Consider the following 22,193-nt stretch of genomic DNA (forward strand, 5'->3'; position numbering starts at 1 on the left):
TTATGATTTGGTCCGCGAGGAGTATGATTCCAGCACTTGTTGATTCAACGCCAGACGAGGAGTCTGTCTAAATGGAAGGCGTAAAACATATCATCGCTGTGGCCTCGGGTAAGGGTGGCGTCGGCAAATCTACGGTTACCGTTAACCTGGCGCTGGCGTTATCCGCCCAGGGCTATCGTGTGGGCGTTCTGGATGCGGATATCTATGGCCCCAGTCAGGCGCAAATGCTTGGGGTTGCCGAGGGTGTTCGGCCGCAGGCAGCGGGTGAAGATAAATTCCTGCCGCTTGAGGCCCATGGGCTGCAAGCCATGTCGATGGCGTTCATGGTCAACACACGTGAAGCCATGGTCTGGCGCGGGCCGATGGTGGTGGGGGCTTTCCAGCAGATGCTTAATCAAACCCAGTGGGATAACCTGGATTTTCTACTTATCGACATGCCGCCCGGTACTGGTGACATTCAGTTGACCCTGGCCCAGAAAGTCGCCGTTTCCGGGGCTGTGATTGTGACCACACCGCAAGATATCGCCCTGCTGGACGCGCGGAAAGGCATCGAGATGTTCCGCAAGGTGAATGTGCCTGTATTGGGCGTGGTTGAAAACATGAGTCTTTACCATTGCGAAAAGTGCGGCCATGAAGCGCCGATATTCGGTGCTGGCGGTGGTGACCGTATTGCCGAAGAGTATGAAACCGAGGTATTGGGTCGTTTGCCGTTAACCCTGTCGATTCGTGAGCTTACCGATTCAGGTCGCCCAAGCGTTGTTTCGGAGCCGGAGGGATCGGTCAGCCAAACGTTTGCCGCGATTGCCACACGAGTGGCGCAGAGCGTGGATGGCCAGAATAAAGAAAGTCCCACTATTTCCTTCAGCGAGTGACGACGTAACCAATGAGCATCAAGTCCGATAAATGGATCCGGCGCATGGCAGAAAGCGATGCCATGATTGAGCCTTTTGAAGCGGGGCAGGTCCGTTATATTAACGATCAGCGGGTTATTTCCTACGGCACATCCAGCTATGGCTATGATGTCCGGTGCTCGGATGAATTCAAGGTCTTTACCAATATTCATTCGGCGATCGTGGACCCCAAAGCGTTTGATGATAAAAGCTTTGTTGATGTAAAGGGCGATGTCTGCATTATTCCGCCCAACTCCTTTGCGCTGGCGCGGACGGTGGAGTATTTCCGTATCCCGCGCAATGTGTTGACGATATGCCTGGGTAAATCGACCTATGCCCGCTGCGGAATCATCGTCAACGTCACGCCTCTTGAGCCGGAATGGGAAGGTCACGTCACGCTGGAATTTTCGAACACAACCAATCTGCCGGCTAAAATTTACGCTCACGAAGGCGTTGCGCAGATGCTGTTCCTGGAATCTGACGAAGTGTGCGAAACCTCCTACAAGGATCGTGGCGGCAAGTACATGGGCCAGCGTGGTGTGACGTTACCGCGTACCTGAATAAATGCCTGTCTGCTAAGTAAAAAGCCGAGCGGTATTGGCCGCTCGGCTTTTTTTGTGTGCCGGCTTGGCCTAGACGGACTCGTCGAGCTCTTCGGCCGCATCGTCGTGGGACAGTCGCATGCCATGGAGGGACAGGGGGTGGCCGTCCATGGTAGCCCCTTCACCGCTGTATTGAAGGCGTCCCTGTAAAAACCATTGTACGGCGATGGGCAGGATCAGATGCTCACGGGCCTGGACTTTCTGCTTCAGCGATTCAACGTTATCGTCGGTGGCGACATTGAGTTCGGCCTGTAACACTACCGGCCCGCCATCCAGTTCCTCGGTAACGAAATGAACGCTGCAACCGTGCTGCTTCACCCCGTCCGCCAGCGCGCGAGCGTGGGTGTTGAGCCCCTGGTAAGCGGGTAACAGCGAGGGATGGATATTCAGCATCCGGCCCAGAAAGCGCTGCACAAAGCGCGGTGTCAAAATACGCATGAAACCGGCCAGCACGATGGCGTCGGGCTCATGGCGTTCAATCACCTTGATCAGTGCCCCGTCGTAGGCCTCACGACTATCGTACTCCCGGTGCGGTAGCGCAACAGCATCGATACCGGCGTCACGGGCGCGTTTTAGGCCATAGGCATCGGCCTCGTTGGATATAACGGCCACAATCTCGCCACCCAGGCGGTCGTGTGACTGCGCCTCGATAAGCGCTTGCAGGTTGCTGCCACTACCAGAAATCAACACGACCACGCGGGGTGGCGTAGTGGGCTCTGGGGTCATGTCCGTCAAGGTGTCGCTGTTATAGTCGGTGCTGCTCATGCCGGCAAATTCTCCAACACCACGGCATCCTGCTTGCGTGGTTCAATCTGTCCCAGTCGGTACACGGTTTCGCCTTGGGCTTCGAGGTGGCGCATGGTCTGGCTGGCCTCGGCTTCAGGGACGACGACGACCATACCGATACCGCAGTTCAGAACCCGGTACATTTCGGTGTCGGTGACATTCCCCTGGGTTTGAAGCCAGTCAAATACCGCTGGCCGCGTCCACGCCTGGGTATCGATGCGTGCTGCAAGCGAATCGGGGAGTACGCGGGGGATATTCTCGAGCAGCCCGCCACCGGTGATGTGTGAAAGCGCATGAACCGATAGGTCGGTCTCCCGTAGCAGGGAAAGCAGTGCCTTTACATAAATGCGCGTCGGTGCCATCAGGGCATCGCCCAGAGCAACACCGTCGATCTGGGTGTCCAGCGGCGCGTTACCGTGCTCGATAATCTTGCGAATCAGCGAGTAGCCGTTTGAGTGAGGTCCGGATGAGGCCAGGCCGAGCAAAACGTCGCCTTCCGCCACGCGGCTGCCATCGAGAATCTCGCTTTTTTCGACGACACCAACGCAGAATCCGGCCAGGTCGTAGTCATCACCTTCGTACATGCCCGGCATCTCGGCGGTTTCACCACCAACAAGGGCGCAGCCTGCCTGCTCGCAGCCAGCACCGATACCGGTGACCACGTCCGCCGCGATATCGACATTTAATTTACCCGTGGCATAGTAGTCGAGGAATAACAAGGGCTCGGCACCGGCAACGATAAGATCGTTGACGCACATGGCCACCAGGTCAATACCGATGGTGTCGTGTTTGCCGAGTGTCATGGCGAGACGCAGCTTGGTACCCACGCCGTCGGTGCCTGAGACCAGTACCGGCTGCTGATACCCTTGAGGTAACTCGCAAAGGGCGCCGAATCCGCCGAGCCCGCCCATGACTTCAGGGCGCGTCGTGCGCTTGGCAACGTGCTTGATGCGATCGACCAGCGCATTGCCAGCATCGATATCAACGCCTGCGTCTTTATAACTGAGTGACGGTCCCGATGAGGCGTGCGAAGAAGAGGTGTCGGTCATGACAGGTCCTATGGAGCAAAGTACGGTGCGATAGTGGCTGGCGTACGTCGCCAGAGCCGGGCAATAATTGAACGGGATTGTAACACCCGGTGGCAAGGCTCGCATCGGCTCGCGTATGACGTTAACAAAAGCAGGCGGTTTTTCTTTATATCCGGCATAGTAGGCTATCGTGACAGTGGCCATCAAAGGAGTTATATGCGCAATTCATGGTGGGGGATCCTGCTATTAGTCCTGGTGTTCGGGCTGTTGTATTTACTGGATGCCGTATTAATGCCGTTTATTGCCGGTATCATCCTGGCGTATCTGGCGGACCCGCTGGCTAATCACTTCCAGCGTTGGGGAATGAACCGTGCGGTGGCGGTCAGCAGTGTTTTCTGTGTGCTGCTGCTGGTGCTGGTTGTCAGCCTGCTGATCATCATCCCGCTCGTGATTCAGCAGTTGAAACAGTTAAGTGACGCCGTGCCGGGTATCTTTGCCTGGGGGGAAAACACCCTGGCGCCGAAGGTGTTCGAGTGGACCGGTTATGATCTGCGTTCTGAACTGGTCAATGTACGCGAGACGCTGGTCGAGAATTGGCGCGATGCCGGTGGCTACCTGGCCCAGGCACTCGGCCAGATAGGTCGCTCCGGGATGGCCTTCATATCCTGGGTCACTTACGTGGCGCTGATCCCTGTCGTGACGTTTTACCTGCTACTGGACTGGGATCGTCTTATCACCAATATTGCCAATCTGATTCCTCGTCAATGGGCGGATGATGTTAGCCGTCTGGTTGGCCGCTGTGATGAAGTATTGGCGTCGTTCTTGCGTGGACAGCTGCTGGTCATGCTTTGCCTGGGCATCATCTATGCGAGCGGGTTGACCCTGATCGGGCTGGACTTTGGCTTGTTGATCGGTGTGGTTTCCGGCCTGGTGAGCATCGTGCCGTTTCTTGGCTTTATCCTGGGGTTGTGTGTGGCGCTGATTGTCGCGCTATTCCAGTTTGGCACCTGGTGGGGGCTTTTGGGTGTTGTCGCCGTGTTTACGATTGGCCAGGTGGCGGAAAGCGTGGTGTTACAACCTAAGCTGTTAGGCGACAAGATAGGCCTTCACCCGGTCGCGGTTATTTTTGCAGTGCTGGCGGGAGGTAACTTATTCGGCCTGACGGGGGTGCTGCTGGCATTGCCGGCGGCGGCGGTCATCATGGTGCTGCTACGCGAGGCCAGGGACCGTTACATCAACAGTGATCTGTATAACGATGACGATCAAAACGCCCAAGAGGTGCCCGCGATCGGCGATGAGAGGGAGTCTTCATGAGCCAGGTGCCGGCGCAGCTGCCCCTCGGGGTGGGTTTGCGCGACGACGCTACGTTTCATAACTATTACGCTGGCGAGGTCAATGCGGCATTGCTTGATCGCCTTCAGCAGCAGTGGGCGCAAGCCGGCGAGGATTTTATTTATCTCTGGGGCCTGCCGGGGTCAGGGCGCAGCCATTTATTGCAGGCTGCCTGCCATGCCGCTTCCGATCGAGACAAGCGGGCCCTTTACCTGCCGTTGGCCGAGTTAGGTCATTTTCCACCATTGATGCTGGAAGATATTGAACGGCTCGACCTGGTCTGTATAGATGATCTGGAGCAGGTGATAGGCCGGAAGCGCTGGGAGGAAGCGCTTTTTCATGCCTTCAATCGCCTGCGCGATGCCGGCAAGCATCTCGTGATTGCCGCCAATGCGCCGCCCCGCCAGTTGCAGGTGGTGTTACCTGACCTGGCATCGCGGTTGACGTGGGGCACGGTGTTCCACCTGCATCCTTTGAATGACGATGACCGTCTGGCCGCGCTGAAGCTGAGGGCCCATGCCCGCGGGATGCAATTGCCCGACGACGTAGGCCGCTATATTCTTCATCGCGGGCCACGCGAACTTGGCGCGCTTTGTCGAGCGCTGGAAACGCTGGATCAAGCGTCGCTGTCCGCCCAGCGTAAATTGACCATCCCGTTTGTGAAGTCCGCACTGGGCTGGTAATGCTGGTCGGCTAATAAGGTCACGGCCATAAAAAAAGCCACCAGCGGTGGCTGGCGGCTCATCAATCATCGTCTACTTACTGCGCATGACATTCGGTCATGCGAGTGACCCGTTATTCCAATCAGGCCGTTTTACCCATCTTGCTGGCCGCTGTCTGTGCCTGCTTGATGTTGTCTTCAGTAATCTTCTGACTTTTCTGAACGAAGTCCTGCTGTAGAGAAACCACGTTATCAGCATCGCTTTTGAGGCGCTCTGCCACTTCTTTGGCGACTTTCTGCTGGTTTTCCATGTAGCTGCGTAGTTCCTCGGCGTCTTTCACGCTCATCAGCTTGCGTGCCTGGGCAAGACTGGTATCTACGTAGGCTTTCTGCGCATCAAGTTGCGCATTGAAAAGCTTTTCTGTCATGTCGACACTCAGCGCAGCGTAAGCGCGTGCTGGGGCCATGAAGAAATTATCGAACTGCTGTGTCCATTCGTTGGTGTTGAAAGTACTCATAATCAAAAATCTCCTGTTTAGCGGTGCTAACGCGTTTCGATGAAATGGGTAGCAGCGCCAGACGAAGTGTCGTCCTGTGGTGCTTTCCCTGATGTTCTGCGATGCAGCATAGCAGGCGTTTTTGTGCAGTGCAACATGGTTGGATAATAAAGCTGATGCCAGATCGCTTGAGTTTTATACTGCGGCCACTAGGCTAGAAATGACGCCGTTTCACGATTGCCCGTCGGTAAATTATCGTACCGACGTTTATCCGCCGATATCGACAAGGAGGACTACCATGAAAACGCGCATTGAACGCGACAGTATGGGGGAACTGGATGTTCCTGCCGAGGCGTTGTACGGCGCCCAGACGCAACGCGCAGTGAATAATTTTCCGGTCTCTCACACCCCGATGCCGGTTGCGTTTATTCATGCGATTGCACGCATCAAGCTTGCCGCCGCTCAGACTAACCAAGCGCTGGGTGAACTTGATGCTGATCGCGCCGACGCGATCATGCAAGCCGCCCGGGAAGTGATCAGTGGCGAGCATGACGAGCACTTTCCGGTGGATGTGTTTCAGACCGGGTCGGGCACTTCCAGCAACATGAACGTAAATGAAGTCATCGCCACCCTGGCCAGCCGTCGTGGTGTTGAGGTCCTGCCCAATGATCACGTCAATATGGGGCAGTCGAGTAACGATGTGATTCCGACAGCGATACATGTGTCGGCCGCATTGGCTGTACATGAGTCGCTTCGTCCGGCGCTGGTGCATCTTCGCAGTACGATTGATTCACGAGCTGCCGAGCTTTCGGATGTGGTCAAGACCGGCCGTACGCATCTTATGGATGCCATGCCGCTGCGCATGGATCAGGAACTGGGCGCCTGGTCGAGCCAACTGGGTCAGGCCATCGAGCGGCTGGACAGCTGCCTGACGCGGCTATGTCGGCTGGCGCAGGGCGGAACAGCTGTCGGGACAGGCATTAACGCACCCCAAGGGTTTGCCGACCAGGTGGCCTCCCAGCTAAGTGAGCAAACGGGACTGTCGTTTAAGCCCAACGATAGCTTTTTCGCCAGCATTGCCTCCCAGGACGCGGCCGTGGAGCTTTCCGGCCATCTCAAAGGCCTGGCGTGCATTGTCATGAAGATCGCCAATGACCTGCGCTGGATGAACTCAGGCCCGCTTGCCGGACTGGGTGAAATCGAGCTCGAGGCGCTGCAACCGGGCAGTTCGATCATGCCCGGTAAAGTGAACCCGGTGATTCCGGAGTCGGCTGCACAGGCCGCCGCGCAGGTTATTGGTCTGGATGCCGCGATAACGGTGGCCGGGCAGAGCGGGAATTTTCAGTTGAACGTCATGCTTCCCCTGGTGGCCTATAACTTGCTGACGGGCATCACACTGATGACTAGTACCACGCGGCTGTTAGCCGACCGTGCCATTGCGACGTTCACGGTACGTCGGGACAGCATTGAAACACCGCTCGCTCGTAATCCCATTCTGGTCACGGCGCTTAACAGCGCGATTGGTTACAATGCGGCAGCGGCCATCGCCAAGGAAGCTTATCAAACAGGGCGGCCGATCATTGATGTCGCCGAAGAGCACACCGACCTTGGGCGTGACCGCCTTGAGCGCTTGCTTGACCCAGAGGCGCTTACGCGAGGTGGCGTGCCTGATAACGACAAGGGCTAGGTCTGTTGCTCTTCGCGCTGACCCTGGCGGATGGTCTGACTTGCCTCGCTTTCCTCCTCCGCGCTTGCATCGGGTGTTTCATGCTCGTGCTTGCGGGTGGGGCGGTAGCAAAGCGTGGCAAGCATTGGAAAGTGATCCGAGCCAAAGTCTTTCAAGCGATGCATACGGCCAAGTGTGAAGTGCTCGCTGACGAAAATGTGGTCGAGAGGCCAGCGCAGAATCGGGTAGTGAGCGTGAAATGTACTGTACATCCCCCGCCCCCGACGAGGATCCAGCATGCCGGCAACGCGGCAGAAGCGCCGAGTAGTGCGTGACCAAGCAACATCGTTAAGATCGCCGGCGACCAGTGTCGGCTGCGGCGTCTTCTGGATCTTCTTACCCACCCATAACAGCTCGGCATCCCGCCAGAGCGACTTTTCGCTTTCACCCGGCGCTGGAGGGCGGGGATGCACCGCAAACAGTCGTATTGCCTCACCACCCGTCAGCCTGATGTGGGTATGGATAGAGGGAATGTCGTCCTGGATAAGCCACTCGACGGATGTGTTCTCAAGCGGCAGCCGTGAGTAAAGATGCATGCCGTAGAGGTTGTCGAGGGGAATCTTGACGCTATACGGCCACTGCGCGTCCAGCGCCGGGTCCAGTTGGTCCTGCCACCACTGATCAGATTCCAGTGTGAGAATGATGTCGGGCTGATGTGCGTGGATCTGATCGATAAGGTCAGAAGACCGGCGGTTAGGGGTCAGGACATTGGCGACGAGCAGCGTAATGTCCCGGGCTTCATTGCAAACGTTGGCTGAGCGGACCTGTTTGGGCCAGAGCCGCGTCCAGGGCAGGATATAGCACGCCTGGATGATAATGACGGCCAGGCAAATGACGAGCGTGATCATTTGCCATGTAGGTGAAACAGGCATGAGCAACGCTGCTATAAAGCAGGCAATGGCGAGGCTCGCAATCTGTAAGCGTGGAAATTCACAGCTACGAATCCACCACCAGCGCAGTCGTATGCGGGCAACCAGTGTTGTGAGTAATAAGACGATCGCGATGCTTCCCAGCAATAGGCCTGGCATGGCCGGTCTCCCGTGTTGTCTTGCGTTCGTCGATGGGCGCTGTTCCAGTGTAGCACCCGGTTTGTTCGGGCAGCGTGATAAGTTCCCGGCGGCGAAGTGACCGTCAGTGACTGCCGATGCTTTGCTAAGTCGATAAATAGCTTGCAATTCAGTGGCGGAAACGTAAAATACGCATCCGTTGCTCGGCAGGACCATAGCTCAGTTGGTTAGAGCGCCACGTTGACATCGTGGAGGTCGGCGGTTCAAATCCGCCTGGTCCTACCATCTTGGTTGTCGTTAAACGGCCAGGCAGCAATGACACTTTTTCAGGACCATAGCTCAGTTGGTTAGAGCGCCACGTTGACATCGTGGAGGTCGGCGGTTCAAATCCGCCTGGTCCTACCAGATTCTCGATTACGCCCCGTCATTCTCGTCATGACGGGGCGTTTTTGTTTTTGTGCGATTTGTCTGGCGTGAGGAAGTATCGCGTTGCTTTGTCAGTGGGGTCAGTCCGTCAGTGATCCCAGACAGGCAGGTCGGTTTGGCGTTTAAAAGTATTCAGTAATGCTTCAATGCCGGCTTGGTCCTCTTGGCTAAAGCGTGCTTCCTGCGGGCTGTCGATATCCAGCACCCCCCATAGCTGATCATTGCTGACAATCGGCACGACCAGCTCCGCCCGGGAGTCGATGTCGCAGGCAATATGGTCGGCAACGCTGTGAACATCATCAACGCGCTGGGTGGTACGCTTTCGCGCGGCAGCACCGCAAACCCCCTTGCTGAACGGAATGGGGTGGCAGGCAGGCTTGCCCTGAAAAGGCCCTAACGCCAGCATCTCAGGTGAGCGTTGCAAATAAAAGCCGACCCAATTCAAGTGGGGTAGTGACTGCATGATGAAGGCGCAGGTTTGTGCACTATTGGTTAGCCAGTCGCGGGTATCCAGCAACGCGGCGAGCTGGCGATCGAGAAGGTCATAGTTGACGCTATCAAGTGACATGACGGCTCCCTGGTTATGCATATCCATAACGACACCGGGCCGACAGTTGTCGGCCCGGTGTGGTTGGTCTCTTGTCTGACAATGGTGAGGATTATTTCCAGCCGGGTACGGCGGCACCATCGAAGAGTTCTTCGGCTTTCTCGATCACTTCTTCGCTCTGGTAAGCGCTGACCAGCTGCTGGATCTCTTCACGGTCTTCATCACCGCCGCGGACGGCAATCAGGTTGACGTAGGGCGATTCGGGACCTTCTTTGATCAGCGCGTCGTCAAGGCTCAGGCCTGCGGGCTGCGCGAAGGTGTTGTTGATGAAGGCCATGTCGACATCCGGCAAAACGCGCGGTAGCTGGGCGGCTTCGATTTCGCGAAAACGGAAGTCTTTCGGGTTCTCGGCGATATCGATAGGTGTCGCTTCCAGGTTTTCGGGGTCATTCAGCGTGATGAGGCCTTCATTATGCATCAGGATCAGCGCGCGACCTTCATTGGACGGGTCATTGGGTAGCGCGATCTGGGCACCTTCAGGCAGTTCGTCAACGCTGTCGTACTTCTCTGAGTAAGCGCCGATGGGGTAGACAAAGGTGTAGCCTGCAATGGCGAAATCATAGCCACGATCATTCACCATGGACCGCATGTAGGGCTCGTGCTGATAAGCGTTAGCGTCCAGGCTGCCGTCTGCCAGTGCTGCATTGGGCGTTACGTAATCAGTGAATTCGATAATTTCGACGTCAAGGTTGTATTCTTCCTTGGCAATTCGGGCAGCAACTTCCATGACTTCGGTTTCAGGGCCGGCAACGGTGCCCATCTTGATGCTGGCGGCTTGAGCACTGGCGCTAACGGCCAGTGCGAGTGCGGTAATGGTGCCGAGGGCTAATGTCTTCATGGCAACTCCTGTTGGATGTCAATTTTGGTGAATGGTGATAATGAGGGTAATTTTAATGCTTTTTCGTTATATGTCCACTGGAAAGCAATGCGGTTATTTGCGGTCAGTTTTGCGCACCAGGTAATCCCCCAGGCTCTGGAAGCCCTGTACCATGACAACGAGTACCACTACGGTGATCAGCATGATGGTTGGGTTGAATCGGTTGTAGCCATAGCGGATACCCAGATCACCGAGTCCGCCGCCGCCGACAGCGCCTGCCATTGCGGAGTAGCTGACCAGCGTTACCAGCGTAATGGTAAGGCCGGTGATAATACCGCCACGCGCTTCGGGGATTAGCACCTTGGTGATGATTTGCCATGGTGTAGCGCCCATGGCCTGGGCAGCCTCGATTAAACCCGGTGAGATTTCATTGAGGGCGCCTTCGATCAGCCGGGCGACGAAGGGAATCGCGGCAATGGTCAGCGGCACTGAAGCCGCATTGATGCCGATGGACGTGCCCACCAGCATCCGCGTAAACGGAATAATCGCCACCATCAAGATAATAAACGGAATGGAGCGGCCAACGTTGGTTACAATGCCCAGGGCGTGGTTCAGTAATGGCTTGGCCAGAATCTGCCTGGGTCGCGTTACATAGAGCATCACGCCCAGCGGTAGCCCGAGTAATGTCGAGATCAATCCCGATATGCCGACCATGTAGAGGGTATCGAGCGTTGCCTGAATAATAAGCTCAATCATTGCGCTGGACATAGCCTAATACCTCTACCTGTAATTGATGGTCTGCCAAGTAGTCCATAGCGGCTTGCGTCTGCTCAGACGTGCCCAGCAGTTCGGCAATCATCAAGCCAAGTGTTCTTTCCTGAATCGATTCCACCTTGGCCTGCAGAATGCTCACATCGACGCCGCAGTCCCGTGCCAGGCGGGAAATAAGCGGTGTGGAGACCGCATCCCCCGAGAAAGTAAGCCGCACGACCGGGTGTGCGTTGGTGTCGGGGTTGTCGCTGAGGCGTTCGAGCAGCTCCTTGGGAGGAGACAGTTGCAGAAAATCGTTGAGAAAATCGCGCCCCAATTGGGTTCGAGGTGCGGTAAAGAAATCGCCTACTACGGCGTCCTCAACCAGCTCGCCATTGGATATCAGGCCGACACGATGGCAGATCGATTTAACCACTTCCATTTCATGGGTAATCAATAAAATGGTGATGCCGAGCTTATGGTTGATATCGCGCAGCAGTTCCAGGATTGAGCTGGTTGTCTGGGGGTCCAGTGCGGAGGTGGCCTCATCGCAGAGCAGGACGCGAGGGTTGCTGGCCAGCGCCCGGGCAATCGCAACGCGCTGTTTCTGCCCGCCGGATAGCTGCGCCGGAAATTGATCCGCCTTGTCGGACAGGCCGACCATTTCAAGCAGTGGGCTCACGCGATCACGAATATCTCGCCTGGGTTGGCCCATCAACTCCAGTGGCAGTGCTACGTTGTCAAACACGTTGCGTGTGGTGAGCAGATTAAAGTGCTGGAAGATCATGCCGATGCGGTGGCGTGCTTGGTTCAGCGCCGTGTTGCTCAATCGTGTGATCTCTTGTCCATCGACGGTCACCGTGCCCTGGGTGGGTCGCTCAAGCAGGTTGACGCAGCGAATGAGCGTCGACTTGCCCGCGCCGGACAGGCCGATAACACCGTGAATGGCCCCTTTGGGGATCGCCAGATTCACGCCCTTGAGGGCGTGAACGGCGTCGCGGCCGGTACCGTAGGTTTTGCTGACATTATTCAGTTCGATCATGGCGTCTGCCTTTTCTATAGGCCGAAGACGAAGGTGAGCGCGCAAGCGTAGGGGAGGGAACAAAAAAAGGCCACCCTTTCGGGTGGCCATCAACGCTGGACACACCCTTTTAGCTGCACTTCACCAAGCATTCACTCGGCGGACGCCCGCAATCTGGGTACAAATCGGCGCCTTTACATTTGCGGCGGGAGTCTAGAGAGCTAGCCAGGCGATGTCAAACCAAAAGAATAACATCTTATATTGCTGTTCAATTTAATAATTTTTTTAACTGATTTTTGTTTCTTTAAAAGTGTTAATTTCTCTTTTCTGGAGGCCCGGGTTTTCTGCAGGCATGAATACTGAGTTACGTTGATTGATCGCGCATGCCTTTGGGGTGCACAAATAGGTTTGTGCAGTAGTAAGCTTGCGCACGGATCAAATTAGAGCGAGGGCGCTATGTTTACTGGCATCGTGCAAGGCAAGGTAGAAGTCGTAGAAGTGCATGAGCTTGATAAGTTTCGTACGCATGTTGTGCAAATGCCCGATGCATTGCGCGAGGGATTGGCGACCGGCGCTTCGGTGGCGCACAACGGTGTGTGTTTGACGGTCACGGACATTTCAGGTGATCGGGTGAGCTTCGATTTGATGCGTGAAACGCTCCGGCTGACCAATCTTGGTGCAGTCGAGGTCGGGCAGTGCGTCAATATCGAGCGAGCGGCACGCTTTGGCGATGAAATTGGCGGGCATTCGATGTCGGGCCATGTGATTTGCATGGCGGAGGTGATCGCCATTGATGAGGCGCCCAATAACCGTCGGCTGTGGTTTGCGTTACCGGCTTCAGTGGGGCGGTTTGTATTTGAGAAAGGCTATATTGGTGTCGATGGTATCAGTCTGACGATTGGCGATGTGCGACCTTCGGCCGAGGGCGAAGGGGTCGAGTTCAGCGTTAATCTGATCCCTGAGACGCTGGACCGCACCATCCTGGGTGAGCGGATGCCAGGTGACCGTGTCAATATTGAAATTGATCCCCAGACCCAGGTGATTGTTGAAACAGTTGAGCGTGTTCTGGCTAGCCAGATGCGCTGATGGGCGGTATTGCCCAGGGGGCTGCGTTTCTGACCGATTGGTTAGAAGGTGGCCTGAAGTTTGCTTATGCTAAGCGATGGGAAGTAACAGGCGGGCATCAGCCCGCGTTCGACAGCTGCACAAGGTGTTCGCATCAGGCGTGACCTTTCGGTAATATGTGCGGCTTTTCGCGCTGCCAGGGTGCATTCAGCGTTTACGCGAAGGATAAAAATACCTATGAAGTTTCTGGATAAGCAGTTCGGGCTCACTGAGCACAAAACCAACGTTAAAACAGAAGTCATCGCCGGGATAACCACTTTCCTGACAATGGCCTACATCATTTTTGTCAATCCCAGTATCCTTTCCGAGGCCGGGATGGACTATGGTGCGGTGTTTGTTGCTACCTGCGTTGCTGCCGCCATCGGCTGTCTGATCATGGGGTTGTGGGCGAACTATCCCATCGCTCAGGCCCCCGGTATGGGGCTCAACGCCTTCTTCACTTACGGTGTCGTGCTCGGGATGGGGTATACCTGGGAAGCAGCGTTAGGCGCTGTCTTCTTCTCCGGGTTGTGTTTTTTCCTGCTGAGTGTTTTCAAGATCCGTGAATGGATTATCAACTCTATTCCGCTTTCACTGCGACTGGGCATCGCCGCGGGTATTGGCCTGTTCCTGGCCATGATCGCGCTCAAAAATGCCGGTATCGTGGTCGCCAATGACGCTACCTTTGTTGCGCTGGGAGATCTCTCCGAGCCTGCTGCCCTGTATGCGCTCCTGGGCTTTTTCGTGATAACCGCGATGTCCTATTTAAGGATCACCGGTGCCGTCATGATCGGTATTCTTGGCATTACCATTGCGTCGACGCTGCTTGGTCACAATGAATATGGCGGTCTCATGTCCATGCCGCCCTCTATTGCACCGACCTTCATGGCAATGGATCTGATGGGGGCGTTGGATGTCGCCATGCTCAGCGTTATCTTTGCTTTCCTGTTTGTCGACCTGTTCGATACATCAGGTACGCTGGTGGGGGTTGCGCATCGCGGCAAGCTGCTGGACAAAGACGGCAAACTGCCGCGTCTTGGTCGTGCCATGATGGCCGACAGTACGGCATCAATGGCCGGCGCTGCCCTGGGTACCTCCACCACGACCAGCTATATTGAGTCGACGGCAGGCATTGCCTCGGGTGGACGGACTGGTTTGACGGCGGTCGTCGTGGCCGTACTCTTCCTGGTCAGCCTGTTCTTTGCGCCGTTGGCAGGCTCCATTCCTGCTTTCGCCACCGCCGGCGCGCTGCTCTACGTGGCTGTGCTGATGGCTGGCAGCCTGGCCCATGCCAACTGGGAAGATCCCACTGACGCCGCGCCGGTATTGATTGCCGCCCTGGCAATGCCGCTGACCTTTTCGATTGCCGAGGGCATCGCTCTCGGGTTTATCAGCTATGCAGCGATCAAAACCCTGTCGGGCCGTTTCAAAGACCTCAATCCAGCAGTGATTATTCTGGCGCTGCTGTTTGCGGTGAAATTTCTGTTTCTAGACTAACGTGGTTTTATTAATCCAATGAGAGACGCGATGAGCATCTACGGCGATTACATCAAGTCCGTGATTCGCACAGTGCCTGACTGGCCTGAGCAGGGGGTCAACTTTCGTGACATTACCCCGCTGCTGCAAAACAGCGCGGCATTTCGCAAGCTGATCGACAGCTTTGTACACCGCTACCAGGAAATGAACCTGGATGCCATCGCGTCGATTGATGCGCGGGGGTTTATCATCGGGGCACCTCTAGCCTATGAGTTGGGCTGCAGCTTTGTCCCGGTCCGCAAAAAAGGCAAGCTTCCGTTCAAGACCATCAGCGAAACCTACACGCTCGAGTACGGTCATTCAGAGGTCGAGCTTCATTCGGATGCGTTTCAAAAAGGTGACCGAATTTTGCTGATGGATGACCTGATTGCCACCGGCGGGACCATGTTGGCGGCGGCCAATCTTATACAGCGCAGCGGCGGGCATGTGGTCGAAACAGCGACCATTATTGATCTACCCGAACTGGGTGGTTCGCAAAAAATTCGCGATGCGGGCTATAGCGTCTTCGCGGTTTGTTCTTTTACAGAAGACGAGTAACGACCCTATGAGCAGTGAACGCTATCATCAGCACTTTACCGTCTCCTGGGATCAGCTCCACCGTGATGTTCGCCAGTTGTGCCATCAGTTGGTCGAGCGTGATTTTAAAGGGATTGTCGCGATTACCCGGGGAGGACTCATTCCTGCCGCCTTGATCGCGCGCGAACTTAACGTTCGGTTGATCGATACCGTGTGCATCAAAAGCTATGACCACATGGACCAGGGCGGGCTGGATATCCTGAAAGGCGTTGATCATGACGGCGAGGGTTGGCTGTTGGTCGATGACCTGGTGGATACCGGCAAGACGGCGCGGGCGGTAAGCGAGATGTTGCCCAAGGCACATTTTGTCACTATCTACGCCAAGCCGGAAGGGCGCCCGCTGGTTGACCAGTACCTAACCGAAGTGGCTCAGCACTGCTGGATCCAGTTTCCCTGGGATATGGGCGTTGCCTACGTTGAACCTCTGGTGGACCAAGTGAAGAAATAATCATGTCGACCCCGCTTCCTGAAGACTGGAATCAGTGGCTTGGCGATGAGTTTCAGGCCGACTACATGCAGTCACTGAAACGTTTTCTGGCCGAGGAAAAAGCGGCCAAGAAGATCATTTATCCCCACTCGTCGCAGTGGTTTCGCGCCTTCGAACTGACGCCGCTCAATGACGTCAAGGTGGTGATCCTGGGGCAGGACCCTTATCACGGACCCAATCAAGCGCACGGGCTATGTTTTTCCGTTCAGGCAGGGGTCCCGGTTCCGCCGTCGCTGGTCAATATCTACAAGGAGCTGGCTAGCGATGTAGGCGCTGAACCCGTCAAGCACGGGCATCTGGAAGCCTGGGCGAAGCAAGGCGTCTTGCTGCTCAATACCTCGCTGACGGTCGAGAAGGGCAACGCTGCCTCGCACCGGGGTAAAGGTTGGGAGTCTTTCACGGATAGCGCGATCAAGACGGTAAGCGCGCATGCGCTGCCCAGCGTCTTTCTGCTCTGGGGTAGCCACGCCCGGCAGAAAAAAGCCCTGATAGATACCCAGCGTCACTTAGTCCTGGAAGCGCCGCACCCCTCGCCGCTGTCTGCCCACCGAGGCTTTTTTGGCACCCGCCATTTTTCCCGGGCGAATCAATTCCTTGTTGAGCAGGGGCGCGAACCTGTTGAATGGCAATTACCCGCCACCCCTTAACCTGGTGACGGCTTAGGGGTAGAATACCGCCCGATTTTGCATGTTTGTGATCACCCGCGTTGCCCATAACCACCTGCTGTGAGGAAGTCCCATGAGTGTCCATGCCATTAACCATCCGCTTGTTCAGCATAAGTTGGGACTGATGCGCGAAATGGATTTAAGTACCAAGAGCTTTCGCGAGTTGGCGGGGGAAGTGGCCAAGCTGTTGACGTATGAAGCAACAAAGGGACTTGAACTCGAAGATCATACGATTGAAGGATGGAATGGGGAGCCGATCGGGACACGTCGCCTGAAAGGCAAGAAAGTAACGGTGGTGCCGATTCTGCGTGCCGGGCTTGGCATGCTCGAGGGCGTTACTGACTTGATCCCCAGCGCACGCGTCAGCGTTGTCGGGTTGTACCGTGATGAAGAGACGCTGCAGCCGGTCCCTTACTTTGCCAAATTCGCCAACGATATCGAAGAGCGTATGGCCATCGTCATTGACCCGATGCTGGCCACCGGCGGCTCAATGGTCGCGACATTGGACATGCTGCGTGAACGTGGCTGCGAGCATATGAAGGTGATCGTATTGGTGGCAGCACCCGAAGGGATCAAGCGAGTCCAGGAAGCCTATCCGGATATCGAGATTTATACGGCGTCGGTGGATGATCGGTTGGACGATAACGGCTATATCGTTCCTGGTCTGGGCGATGCGGGTGACAAGATTTTCGGCACCCGATAAGCATTGATGATTCAGCAGCCCCTGGCGTTATACGTTAGGGGCATTTTTTTGCCCATCATTACCCCAAAGACCTGTGAGGAGTTTGCATAATGAATGATACGCCTAGCCAGCCTGAATCCTGGCCTCGGGTGTTGCTAACCGGCGCACAAATGCTGTTTGTGGCGTTTGGTGCTTTGGTCCTGGTGCCGCTATTGACCGGGCTTGATCCAAGCGTTGCGTTATTTACCGCTGGGATAGGCACGCTGCTGTTTCATACCGTAACCCGCCTGACGGTCCCCGTCTTTCTGGCCTCATCATTTGCTTTTATTGCGCCGATCCAGGGGTCGATCGCCAACTTTGGCGTGTCGGCCACGCTGGGCGGACTGATGGTGGCCGGTTTGGTGTACGTCGCGATTTCCATGGCGGTACGCGTCAAAGGCACCGGCTGGCTTCATCGCCTGTTGCCACCGGTGGTGGTGGGGCCGGTTATCATGGTAATCGGGCTGGCCCTGGCCCCGGTGGCGGTAGAGATGGCGACCGGTGAAACCAGCGATAACATCGGTTATGGCGCGGCGCTGTTCCTGTCCATGGCGAGCTTGCTGGTGACCCTGATCCTGGCTGTATTTGGTCGCGGGCTGTTGCGCTTGATTCCGATCATGGGCGGTATTGTCGTGGGTTATTGCCTGGCGTTGCTGATGGGGCTGGTCGACTTCACGCCTGTCCAGGACGCTGGCTGGCTGTCCATTCCGGCGTTTACCGCGCCGAGTTTTCACTGGGCGGCGATTCTGTTTATGATTCCTGTCGCCATCGCGCCGGCGGTGGAGCATATTGGTGACATGGTGGCCATCGGATCGGTGACCCGGCGCAATTACCTTGAAAAGCCGGGGCTGCACCGAACCTTGCTGGGGGATGGCCTGGCGACGACAGCGGCCGCTTTATTCGGCGGCCCGCCTAATACCACCTATTCAGAGGTGACCGGGGCCGTCACTCTGACCCGGGCTTTCAACCCGCGCTATATGGTGGTGGCCGCAGTGCTGGCCATATCGCTGGCGTTTATTGCCAAGCTGGGTGCGCTGCTGCAAACCATCCCAGGCCCTGTCATGGGGGGAATCATGACCCTGCTGTTTGGCTCTATTGCGGTGGTGGGTATGAATACGCTGGTCAGGGCAGGACATTCATTGACCGCGCCGCGTAACCTGGTCGTTGTGTCATTGATTCTTGTCTTTGGCATTGGTGGCATGCAGGTTGGCGGTGGTCAGTTTACGCTGCAAGGCGTTAGCCTGGCGGCGTTGGTTGGGATTGTGTTGAACTGGTTGCTGCCTGACGAGCCACAAGATGAACCTGATCATGCCCACTAACCTTTCTTCATTGGGAGCCGAGCGTTTATGCCGTTAGATTCATCGCTACCCTTTCCCGTGCTGGGAATTGCTGCCTGGAGTGGGACTGGGAAGACGACGCTGCTTGAGCAGTTGTTACCGCGGCTGCGGGCAGAGGGTATCCAGGTAGCGGTGATCAAGCACGCTCATCATCGGTTTGATATCGATCAGCCGGGAAAAGATAGCTATAAGCTACGTAGTGCAGGCGCTACGCCCATGCTGATTGCCTCGAGCCAACGCCTGGCACTGATGCAGGAAACGCCAGACGGCGAAGAGCCGGATTTAAATCAGTTGTTGGCAATGGTGGCCGTGCATCAACCTGACCTGGTGCTGGTAGAAGGCTTTAAAGCTTGGCCACTGCCCAAGCTGGTGCTTTATCGTGAGGGGATAGGTGATGCGCAAATCCTGCAGGGTCAGGGTGTCGAAGCCGTCGCCCTTCAGGGGGCTTCTCCCATCTCTCTGTCGGCCACGACGACGCAACTGGCACTCGATGATAGCGACGGGATTGCACGCTGGATAATCGATTGGATGGCGGGCCAACGGCTCAATGATGTTTCACGCACTGATAGGTGACCCCATGCAGTTAACGCATCTCAATAGCCGCGGCGAAGCCCGCATGGTGGATGTTGCAGACAAACAGGAAACGCGCCGGGAAGCGGTGGCTTCCGGTCGTATTGTGATGCAACCCGCTACCTTGAAACAGCTCAGCGAGGGTGCTTTACCCAAGGGTGATGTGTTGGCCACCGCCCGTATTGCGGGAATCCAGGCAGCAAAGCGCACCCATGAATTGATCCCGCTGTGCCACTCGCTGGCACTTTCCAAAGTGGCCATAGAGTTTGATGTCGACCCCGATGAAAGCTGTGTTCATGTGACCGCGAACTGCCGGTTGAATGGCCGCACAGGTGTCGAGATGGAAGCGTTGACGGCCGTCTCCGTGGCCTGTTTAACGCTTTACGATATGTGCAAGGCGGTCGACAAAACCATGCGCATCGACGCGGTGCAACTGGATAGCAAAAGCGGTGGTCAGCGGGGAGATTATCAGCGCGAAGAAGCGCCTGAAACGGCGACACCGATTGTAACGGGTCAGGGAACAGCCGGCGAAGTGAGCCTGGGCGGGCGCTGTCATTCGCCCTGCGTGCTGGTCAAGTTTCTTGCCGAACTACGCGAGCAGTTGGGTGAAAATGAGCGGGTAGTGACTTTCGATCAACTCGAAAGCCGCGATATAGCGGGCCTCAAAGTAGCGCTGGCGACTCAGGATGAACGTTTTCAGCTGTTGCAGGACCAGCGCACGCTATGCGCCATCAATCAGGTCATGGCCAATGATGATGCGCGAATTACCGACGATGACGAGGTTGCTTTCTTTCCGCCGGTCACCGGGGGCTGAAAATGGACATTACCATCCGCGTTCAAGAGGCGCCTTTTGACATGGCGTATGGCTATGAAGCCAGCATTGGGGGCCGTACGGATATTGGCGGCGTCGTCAGCTTTACCGGCCTGGTGCGTGATTTTAACGAAACACCCGATGTCACGGGATTGACCCTGGAGCATTATCCAGGCATGACCGAGTCAACCTTACAGCGTATTGCGGAAGAGGCGGGAGAACGCTGGGCACTAAGCGCCGTTACGATTATTCACCGTGTCGGCCACATGCGCCCCGGCGATGCGATCGTCAGAGTGCTGGTAGCGAGTGCCCATCGTCGCGAAGCCTTCGAAGCCTGCGATTTCATCATGGACTGGCTAAAGACTCAGGCACCGTTCTGGAAGAAAGAACATGGTCGCCACGGGGACTACTGGGTCAAGGAACGCCACTCGGATATCGAGGATGCTGCCCGCTGGTAGTCTCCGGGGAGCCAGCTTTGGGGTCGGCTAATCGTCCGCCACTGTCGCTGGCAGCTCGCTGGCCATAATCTGCAGGTGGACTTCAGGTAAATGCTGCAGCCGTTCTGCCAGCCAGGCAATCAAGCGGGGCTGAAGGCCCAGGCGCAGATCCGCCAACGTGTCGGCGTGGAGTTCGGCAAGCTGATCATCCAGCCATTCGCTGAAACTGTCTTCGTCGAATGAATTGGCACTTGTATTGTCCAGCATCAGGCGCCCGACGCGCGCCCACCCGGTTTGAGTGGCGGTCACCGGTAACGCAAGATAGAGGCTGCCGCGTCGTGGGAGGGTGCTGTTTTCGCTCTCCAGTCCAGGGTGGGGTACTACGCTGTTCTGGCTGACGATGCATGGCGGTTGCGGGTAGTGCTGCTCGTGATGCAGTCCCTGCTGATCGAAGCGGATCAAGTCGCCATTGACCGGCGCCAAGGGGGCTTGAATACCCAGGGACGCGGCCAGCTGCTGGTGGGCCTGTTGATGAAGGCTTTCACCATGAACCGGCAACAGGTGGCTTGGCGTCAGCCATTGATAAAAGCGGGTGATTTCGTCCTGTGCCGGATGTCCGGTCGCGTGAAGTTGCGGATGACTGAATTCATCGAATAGCTCGACGCCCAACTGCTGAAGGCGCTTTTTCAACTGCCCGATGGGCCTCTCGTTACCCGGAATGGCCTTGGCGGAAAAAATCACGTTGTCACCAGGCTGTAAATCCACGTGAGGATGACGCCCCTGGGCAAGTCGCTGCAGGGCGGCGCGTGGCTCACCTTGGCTGCCGGTGGCAATGACCACGACTTCATCGGGCGGCAAATAACCCAGGTCATGGGCGGGCACGATGGCAGGAAAATCGTCCAGATAGCCGAGGCCGCGTGCGACACCCACCATGCGCTCCATCGAGCGCCCCATCAGGCTGACGCGCCGCCCGCACTGGTAGGCGGCACGGCCAATCGCCAACACCCGGGCGAGATTACTGGCAAAGCAGGAGACAATGATCCGGCCTTCGCAGTTGGCGAGCGTCTCGACCAGCGCTTTGGCGACATCGCCTTCGCTGCCTGAGTGGCCGGGTAGAGGGGCATTCGTGGAATCCCCCACTACCAAATCAACCGGCGCTAAGGCCTTGAATTGCGTCTGATCGATCGGCGCGCCGATAATTGGATCAGGGTCGAGCTTCCAATCGCCACTGTGCAATACACGATAGCGACCTGCCATGACCATCAGCGAGCAGCTCTCGGGTATCGAGTGTGGAACCGCCAGGAAGCGCAGGGTGAAAGGCCCGCTTTCCAATGCCTCACCTGGCTCGACCACATGAATGGCGGCGCTTGAGAGCTGATGTTCGGCAAACTTCAGGCGCAACAAGCCTGCCGCCAGCGGCGTTGCATAAATGGGGCATTGCCAGTGGGGCCAGAGCCAGACGACCGCCCCAATGTGGTCTTCATGGCCGTGGGTGATGTAGAGCGCTTGCGGGGCAATGCCCAGGGCTTTGGGGGTTTCCAGGTTGGGCACCTGCAGTGGCGCATTGGGTAGATCCTGGCGAATCATCATGCCGCAATCCACGACGATCCAGTGATCTTCGTACCCATACAGCGTCAGGTTCATGCCAATTTCCCCGCAGCCGCCTAACGGCAAGAGGCGTAAGGGAGGGCGACGACGGGGACGAATATGAACGCGCGGTGGATGCATCAGATTAATAAAGCCTAGAAAGTAATTGGTTAACTATACGGGATGGGGCGGGCGGCTAACAATCACTGCCA

At 56.5% G+C, this 22,193-nt stretch carries 24 protein-coding genes and 2 tRNA genes; 17 read left to right on the forward strand and 9 right to left on the reverse strand.

Features of this window, described 5'->3' with window-relative positions; translation table 11 throughout:
- The first annotated feature begins 71 nt into the window (after window positions 1-71).
- Together apbC and dcd are read left to right on the forward strand one after the other, a co-directional pair.
- Entirely contained in the window at window positions 72-872 is an 801-nt protein-coding gene (gene apbC, locus IT895_RS08250; RefSeq protein ID WP_085919329.1) for an iron-sulfur cluster carrier protein ApbC, read from the forward strand.
- Window positions 873-883: 11 nt separating this feature from the next.
- Window positions 884-1,450 (forward strand): dCTP deaminase, encoded by a 567-nt coding sequence (dcd, locus tag IT895_RS08255; RefSeq protein WP_066315332.1) that lies wholly within the window; start codon window positions 884-886, stop codon window positions 1,448-1,450.
- Window positions 1,451-1,522: 72 nt separating this feature from the next.
- On the opposite strand, the gene purN is transcribed toward dcd, so the two are convergent.
- Window positions 1,523-2,257 carry a phosphoribosylglycinamide formyltransferase gene (gene purN / locus IT895_RS08260; protein ID WP_199285248.1) on the reverse strand — a complete coding sequence of 245 codons (735 nt, stop codon included), beginning with the start codon at window positions 2,255-2,257 and terminating at the stop codon, window positions 1,523-1,525.
- On the reverse strand, window positions 2,254-3,327 hold the full coding sequence (gene purM, locus IT895_RS08265) for a phosphoribosylformylglycinamidine cyclo-ligase (RefSeq protein WP_085919331.1): 1,074 nt from the start codon (window positions 3,325-3,327) through the stop codon (window positions 2,254-2,256). The genes purN and purM overlap by 4 nt, the downstream gene beginning before the upstream one ends.
- A gap of 195 nt (window positions 3,328-3,522) precedes the next feature.
- On the opposite strand from purM, the gene IT895_RS08270 reads away from it, so the two are divergent.
- Together IT895_RS08270 and hda are read left to right on the forward strand one after the other, a co-directional pair.
- Complete coding sequence (locus tag IT895_RS08270; protein WP_199285249.1) at window positions 3,523-4,620, forward strand: AI-2E family transporter; 1,098 nt, start codon at window positions 3,523-3,525, stop codon at window positions 4,618-4,620.
- Window positions 4,617-5,321 carry a DnaA regulatory inactivator Hda gene (hda, locus tag IT895_RS08275; RefSeq protein WP_085919333.1) on the forward strand — a complete coding sequence of 235 codons (705 nt, stop codon included), beginning with the start codon at window positions 4,617-4,619 and terminating at the stop codon, window positions 5,319-5,321. The genes IT895_RS08270 and hda overlap by 4 nt, the downstream gene beginning before the upstream one ends.
- 121 nt (window positions 5,322-5,442) lie before the next feature.
- On the opposite strand, the gene IT895_RS08280 is transcribed toward hda, so the two are convergent.
- On the reverse strand, window positions 5,443-5,817 hold the full coding sequence (locus IT895_RS08280; RefSeq protein ID WP_066315349.1) for a phasin family protein: 375 nt from the start codon (window positions 5,815-5,817) through the stop codon (window positions 5,443-5,445).
- Between the two features lie 277 nt (window positions 5,818-6,094).
- Here IT895_RS08280 and IT895_RS08285 point away from each other — a divergent pair, with 277 nt between their 5' ends.
- Window positions 6,095-7,483, forward strand: a complete 1,389-nt coding sequence (locus IT895_RS08285; protein ID WP_085919334.1) for a class II fumarate hydratase — start codon at window positions 6,095-6,097, stop codon at window positions 7,481-7,483.
- Here the strand turns inward: IT895_RS08285 and IT895_RS08290 are convergent.
- Window positions 7,480-8,550: an endonuclease/exonuclease/phosphatase family protein gene (locus IT895_RS08290; RefSeq protein WP_085919335.1), complete on the reverse strand. Its 1,071-nt coding sequence runs from the start codon at window positions 8,548-8,550 to the stop codon at window positions 7,480-7,482. The two genes, IT895_RS08285 and IT895_RS08290, sit on opposite strands and share 4 nt — an antisense overlap.
- 187 nt (window positions 8,551-8,737) lie before the next feature.
- Here IT895_RS08290 and IT895_RS08295 point away from each other — a divergent pair.
- Together IT895_RS08295 and IT895_RS08300 are read left to right on the forward strand one after the other, a co-directional pair.
- Window positions 8,738-8,814, forward strand: a tRNA-Val gene (locus tag IT895_RS08295).
- Window positions 8,815-8,857: 43 nt separating this feature from the next.
- Window positions 8,858-8,934 (forward strand) — tRNA-Val (locus IT895_RS08300).
- A 109-nt stretch (window positions 8,935-9,043) separates the two neighbouring features.
- Here IT895_RS08300 and IT895_RS08305 read toward each other — a convergent pair.
- From IT895_RS08305 to IT895_RS08320, 4 genes are all read right to left on the reverse strand, one after another.
- The gene (locus IT895_RS08305) at window positions 9,044-9,523 is read right to left on the reverse strand and encodes a GAF domain-containing protein (protein ID WP_199285250.1); all 480 of its coding nucleotides are present in this window, start codon (window positions 9,521-9,523) and stop codon (window positions 9,044-9,046) included.
- A 91-nt stretch (window positions 9,524-9,614) separates the two neighbouring features.
- On the reverse strand, window positions 9,615-10,400 hold the full coding sequence (locus IT895_RS08310; protein WP_085919337.1) for a MetQ/NlpA family ABC transporter substrate-binding protein: 786 nt from the start codon (window positions 10,398-10,400) through the stop codon (window positions 9,615-9,617).
- A 93-nt stretch (window positions 10,401-10,493) separates the two neighbouring features.
- Window positions 10,494-11,147 (reverse strand): methionine ABC transporter permease, encoded by a 654-nt coding sequence (locus IT895_RS08315; RefSeq protein ID WP_199285251.1) that lies wholly within the window; start codon window positions 11,145-11,147, stop codon window positions 10,494-10,496.
- The gene (locus tag IT895_RS08320; protein WP_085919339.1) at window positions 11,128-12,171 is read right to left on the reverse strand and encodes a methionine ABC transporter ATP-binding protein; all 1,044 of its coding nucleotides are present in this window, start codon (window positions 12,169-12,171) and stop codon (window positions 11,128-11,130) included. The genes IT895_RS08315 and IT895_RS08320 overlap by 20 nt, the downstream gene beginning before the upstream one ends.
- Before the next feature lie 435 nt (window positions 12,172-12,606).
- Between IT895_RS08320 and IT895_RS08325 the strand changes: the two genes are divergently transcribed.
- From IT895_RS08325 to moaE, 10 genes are all read left to right on the forward strand, one after another.
- Complete coding sequence (locus IT895_RS08325) at window positions 12,607-13,236, forward strand: riboflavin synthase subunit alpha (protein WP_199285252.1); 630 nt, start codon at window positions 12,607-12,609, stop codon at window positions 13,234-13,236.
- A gap of 216 nt (window positions 13,237-13,452) precedes the next feature.
- Window positions 13,453-14,751, forward strand: coding sequence for an NCS2 family permease (locus IT895_RS08330; RefSeq protein WP_085919341.1), 1,299 nt, complete (start codon window positions 13,453-13,455; stop codon window positions 14,749-14,751).
- Between the two features lie 30 nt (window positions 14,752-14,781).
- On the forward strand, window positions 14,782-15,327 hold the full coding sequence (locus IT895_RS08335) for an adenine phosphoribosyltransferase (RefSeq protein WP_066315382.1): 546 nt from the start codon (window positions 14,782-14,784) through the stop codon (window positions 15,325-15,327).
- A gap of 7 nt (window positions 15,328-15,334) precedes the next feature.
- On the forward strand, window positions 15,335-15,814 hold the full coding sequence (gpt, locus tag IT895_RS08340) for a xanthine phosphoribosyltransferase (protein WP_085919342.1): 480 nt from the start codon (window positions 15,335-15,337) through the stop codon (window positions 15,812-15,814).
- 2 nt (window positions 15,815-15,816) lie between these two features.
- Window positions 15,817-16,500 (forward strand): uracil-DNA glycosylase, encoded by a 684-nt coding sequence (gene ung / locus IT895_RS08345; RefSeq protein WP_176243687.1) that lies wholly within the window; start codon window positions 15,817-15,819, stop codon window positions 16,498-16,500.
- 91 nt (window positions 16,501-16,591) lie between these two features.
- The gene (gene upp / locus IT895_RS08350) at window positions 16,592-17,221 is read left to right on the forward strand and encodes a uracil phosphoribosyltransferase (RefSeq protein WP_085919344.1); all 630 of its coding nucleotides are present in this window, start codon (window positions 16,592-16,594) and stop codon (window positions 17,219-17,221) included.
- A gap of 89 nt (window positions 17,222-17,310) precedes the next feature.
- On the forward strand, window positions 17,311-18,558 hold the full coding sequence (locus IT895_RS08355; protein WP_085919345.1) for a uracil-xanthine permease family protein: 1,248 nt from the start codon (window positions 17,311-17,313) through the stop codon (window positions 18,556-18,558).
- 27 nt (window positions 18,559-18,585) lie between these two features.
- Window positions 18,586-19,149, forward strand: a complete 564-nt coding sequence (gene mobB, locus IT895_RS08360; protein ID WP_199285253.1) for a molybdopterin-guanine dinucleotide biosynthesis protein B — start codon at window positions 18,586-18,588, stop codon at window positions 19,147-19,149.
- A gap of 4 nt (window positions 19,150-19,153) precedes the next feature.
- Complete coding sequence (gene moaC, locus IT895_RS08365) at window positions 19,154-19,960, forward strand: cyclic pyranopterin monophosphate synthase MoaC (RefSeq protein WP_085919347.1); 807 nt, start codon at window positions 19,154-19,156, stop codon at window positions 19,958-19,960.
- A 2-nt stretch (window positions 19,961-19,962) separates the two neighbouring features.
- The gene (gene moaE / locus IT895_RS08370; protein ID WP_085919348.1) at window positions 19,963-20,415 is read left to right on the forward strand and encodes a molybdopterin synthase catalytic subunit MoaE; all 453 of its coding nucleotides are present in this window, start codon (window positions 19,963-19,965) and stop codon (window positions 20,413-20,415) included.
- Window positions 20,416-20,442: 27 nt separating this feature from the next.
- Here moaE and IT895_RS08375 read toward each other — a convergent pair whose 3' ends face one another.
- Window positions 20,443-22,038, reverse strand: a complete 1,596-nt coding sequence (locus IT895_RS08375) for a ribonuclease J (RefSeq protein ID WP_199285254.1) — start codon at window positions 22,036-22,038, stop codon at window positions 20,443-20,445.
- Between the last annotated feature and the right edge of the window lie 155 nt (window positions 22,039-22,193).

This window comes from Halomonas sp. A40-4 (assembly GCF_015767635.1).
Classification (GTDB): domain Bacteria; phylum Pseudomonadota; class Gammaproteobacteria; order Pseudomonadales; family Halomonadaceae; genus Vreelandella; species Vreelandella janggokensis.

Bases quoted from the DNA above. Each gene is read 5' to 3' on its own strand.
- moaE (WP_085919348.1), top strand. From the start codon at position 19,963: ATGGACATTACCATCCGCGTTCAAGAGGCGCCTTTTGACATGGCGTAT.
- IT895_RS08310 (WP_085919337.1), bottom strand. From the start codon at position 10,400: ATGAAGACATTAGCCCTCGGCACCATTACCGCACTCGCACTGGCCGTT.
- dcd (WP_066315332.1), top strand. From the start codon at position 884: ATGAGCATCAAGTCCGATAAATGGATCCGGCGCATGGCAGAAAGCGAT.
- IT895_RS08315 (WP_199285251.1), bottom strand. From the start codon at position 11,147: ATGTCCAGCGCAATGATTGAGCTTATTATTCAGGCAACGCTCGATACC.
- mobB (WP_199285253.1), top strand. From the start codon at position 18,586: ATGCCGTTAGATTCATCGCTACCCTTTCCCGTGCTGGGAATTGCTGCC.
- purN (WP_199285248.1), bottom strand. From the start codon at position 2,257: ATGAGCAGCACCGACTATAACAGCGACACCTTGACGGACATGACCCCA.
- IT895_RS08375 (WP_199285254.1), bottom strand. From the start codon at position 22,038: ATGAACCTGACGCTGTATGGGTACGAAGATCACTGGATCGTCGTGGAT.
- moaC (WP_085919347.1), top strand. From the start codon at position 19,154: ATGCAGTTAACGCATCTCAATAGCCGCGGCGAAGCCCGCATGGTGGAT.
- IT895_RS08320 (WP_085919339.1), bottom strand. From the start codon at position 12,171: ATGATCGAACTGAATAATGTCAGCAAAACCTACGGTACCGGCCGCGAC.
- IT895_RS08285 (WP_085919334.1), top strand. From the start codon at position 6,095: ATGAAAACGCGCATTGAACGCGACAGTATGGGGGAACTGGATGTTCCT.
- IT895_RS08335 (WP_066315382.1), top strand. From the start codon at position 14,782: ATGAGCATCTACGGCGATTACATCAAGTCCGTGATTCGCACAGTGCCT.
- ung (WP_176243687.1), top strand. From the start codon at position 15,817: ATGTCGACCCCGCTTCCTGAAGACTGGAATCAGTGGCTTGGCGATGAG.
- IT895_RS08330 (WP_085919341.1), top strand. From the start codon at position 13,453: ATGAAGTTTCTGGATAAGCAGTTCGGGCTCACTGAGCACAAAACCAAC.
- IT895_RS08280 (WP_066315349.1), bottom strand. From the start codon at position 5,817: ATGAGTACTTTCAACACCAACGAATGGACACAGCAGTTCGATAATTTC.
- purM (WP_085919331.1), bottom strand. From the start codon at position 3,327: ATGACCGACACCTCTTCTTCGCACGCCTCATCGGGACCGTCACTCAGT.
- IT895_RS08270 (WP_199285249.1), top strand. From the start codon at position 3,523: ATGCGCAATTCATGGTGGGGGATCCTGCTATTAGTCCTGGTGTTCGGG.
- gpt (WP_085919342.1), top strand. From the start codon at position 15,335: ATGAGCAGTGAACGCTATCATCAGCACTTTACCGTCTCCTGGGATCAG.
- IT895_RS08305 (WP_199285250.1), bottom strand. From the start codon at position 9,523: ATGTCACTTGATAGCGTCAACTATGACCTTCTCGATCGCCAGCTCGCC.
- IT895_RS08355 (WP_085919345.1), top strand. From the start codon at position 17,311: ATGAATGATACGCCTAGCCAGCCTGAATCCTGGCCTCGGGTGTTGCTA.
- upp (WP_085919344.1), top strand. From the start codon at position 16,592: ATGAGTGTCCATGCCATTAACCATCCGCTTGTTCAGCATAAGTTGGGA.
- apbC (WP_085919329.1), top strand. From the start codon at position 72: ATGGAAGGCGTAAAACATATCATCGCTGTGGCCTCGGGTAAGGGTGGC.
- hda (WP_085919333.1), top strand. From the start codon at position 4,617: ATGAGCCAGGTGCCGGCGCAGCTGCCCCTCGGGGTGGGTTTGCGCGAC.
- IT895_RS08290 (WP_085919335.1), bottom strand. From the start codon at position 8,550: ATGCCAGGCCTATTGCTGGGAAGCATCGCGATCGTCTTATTACTCACA.
- IT895_RS08325 (WP_199285252.1), top strand. From the start codon at position 12,607: ATGTTTACTGGCATCGTGCAAGGCAAGGTAGAAGTCGTAGAAGTGCAT.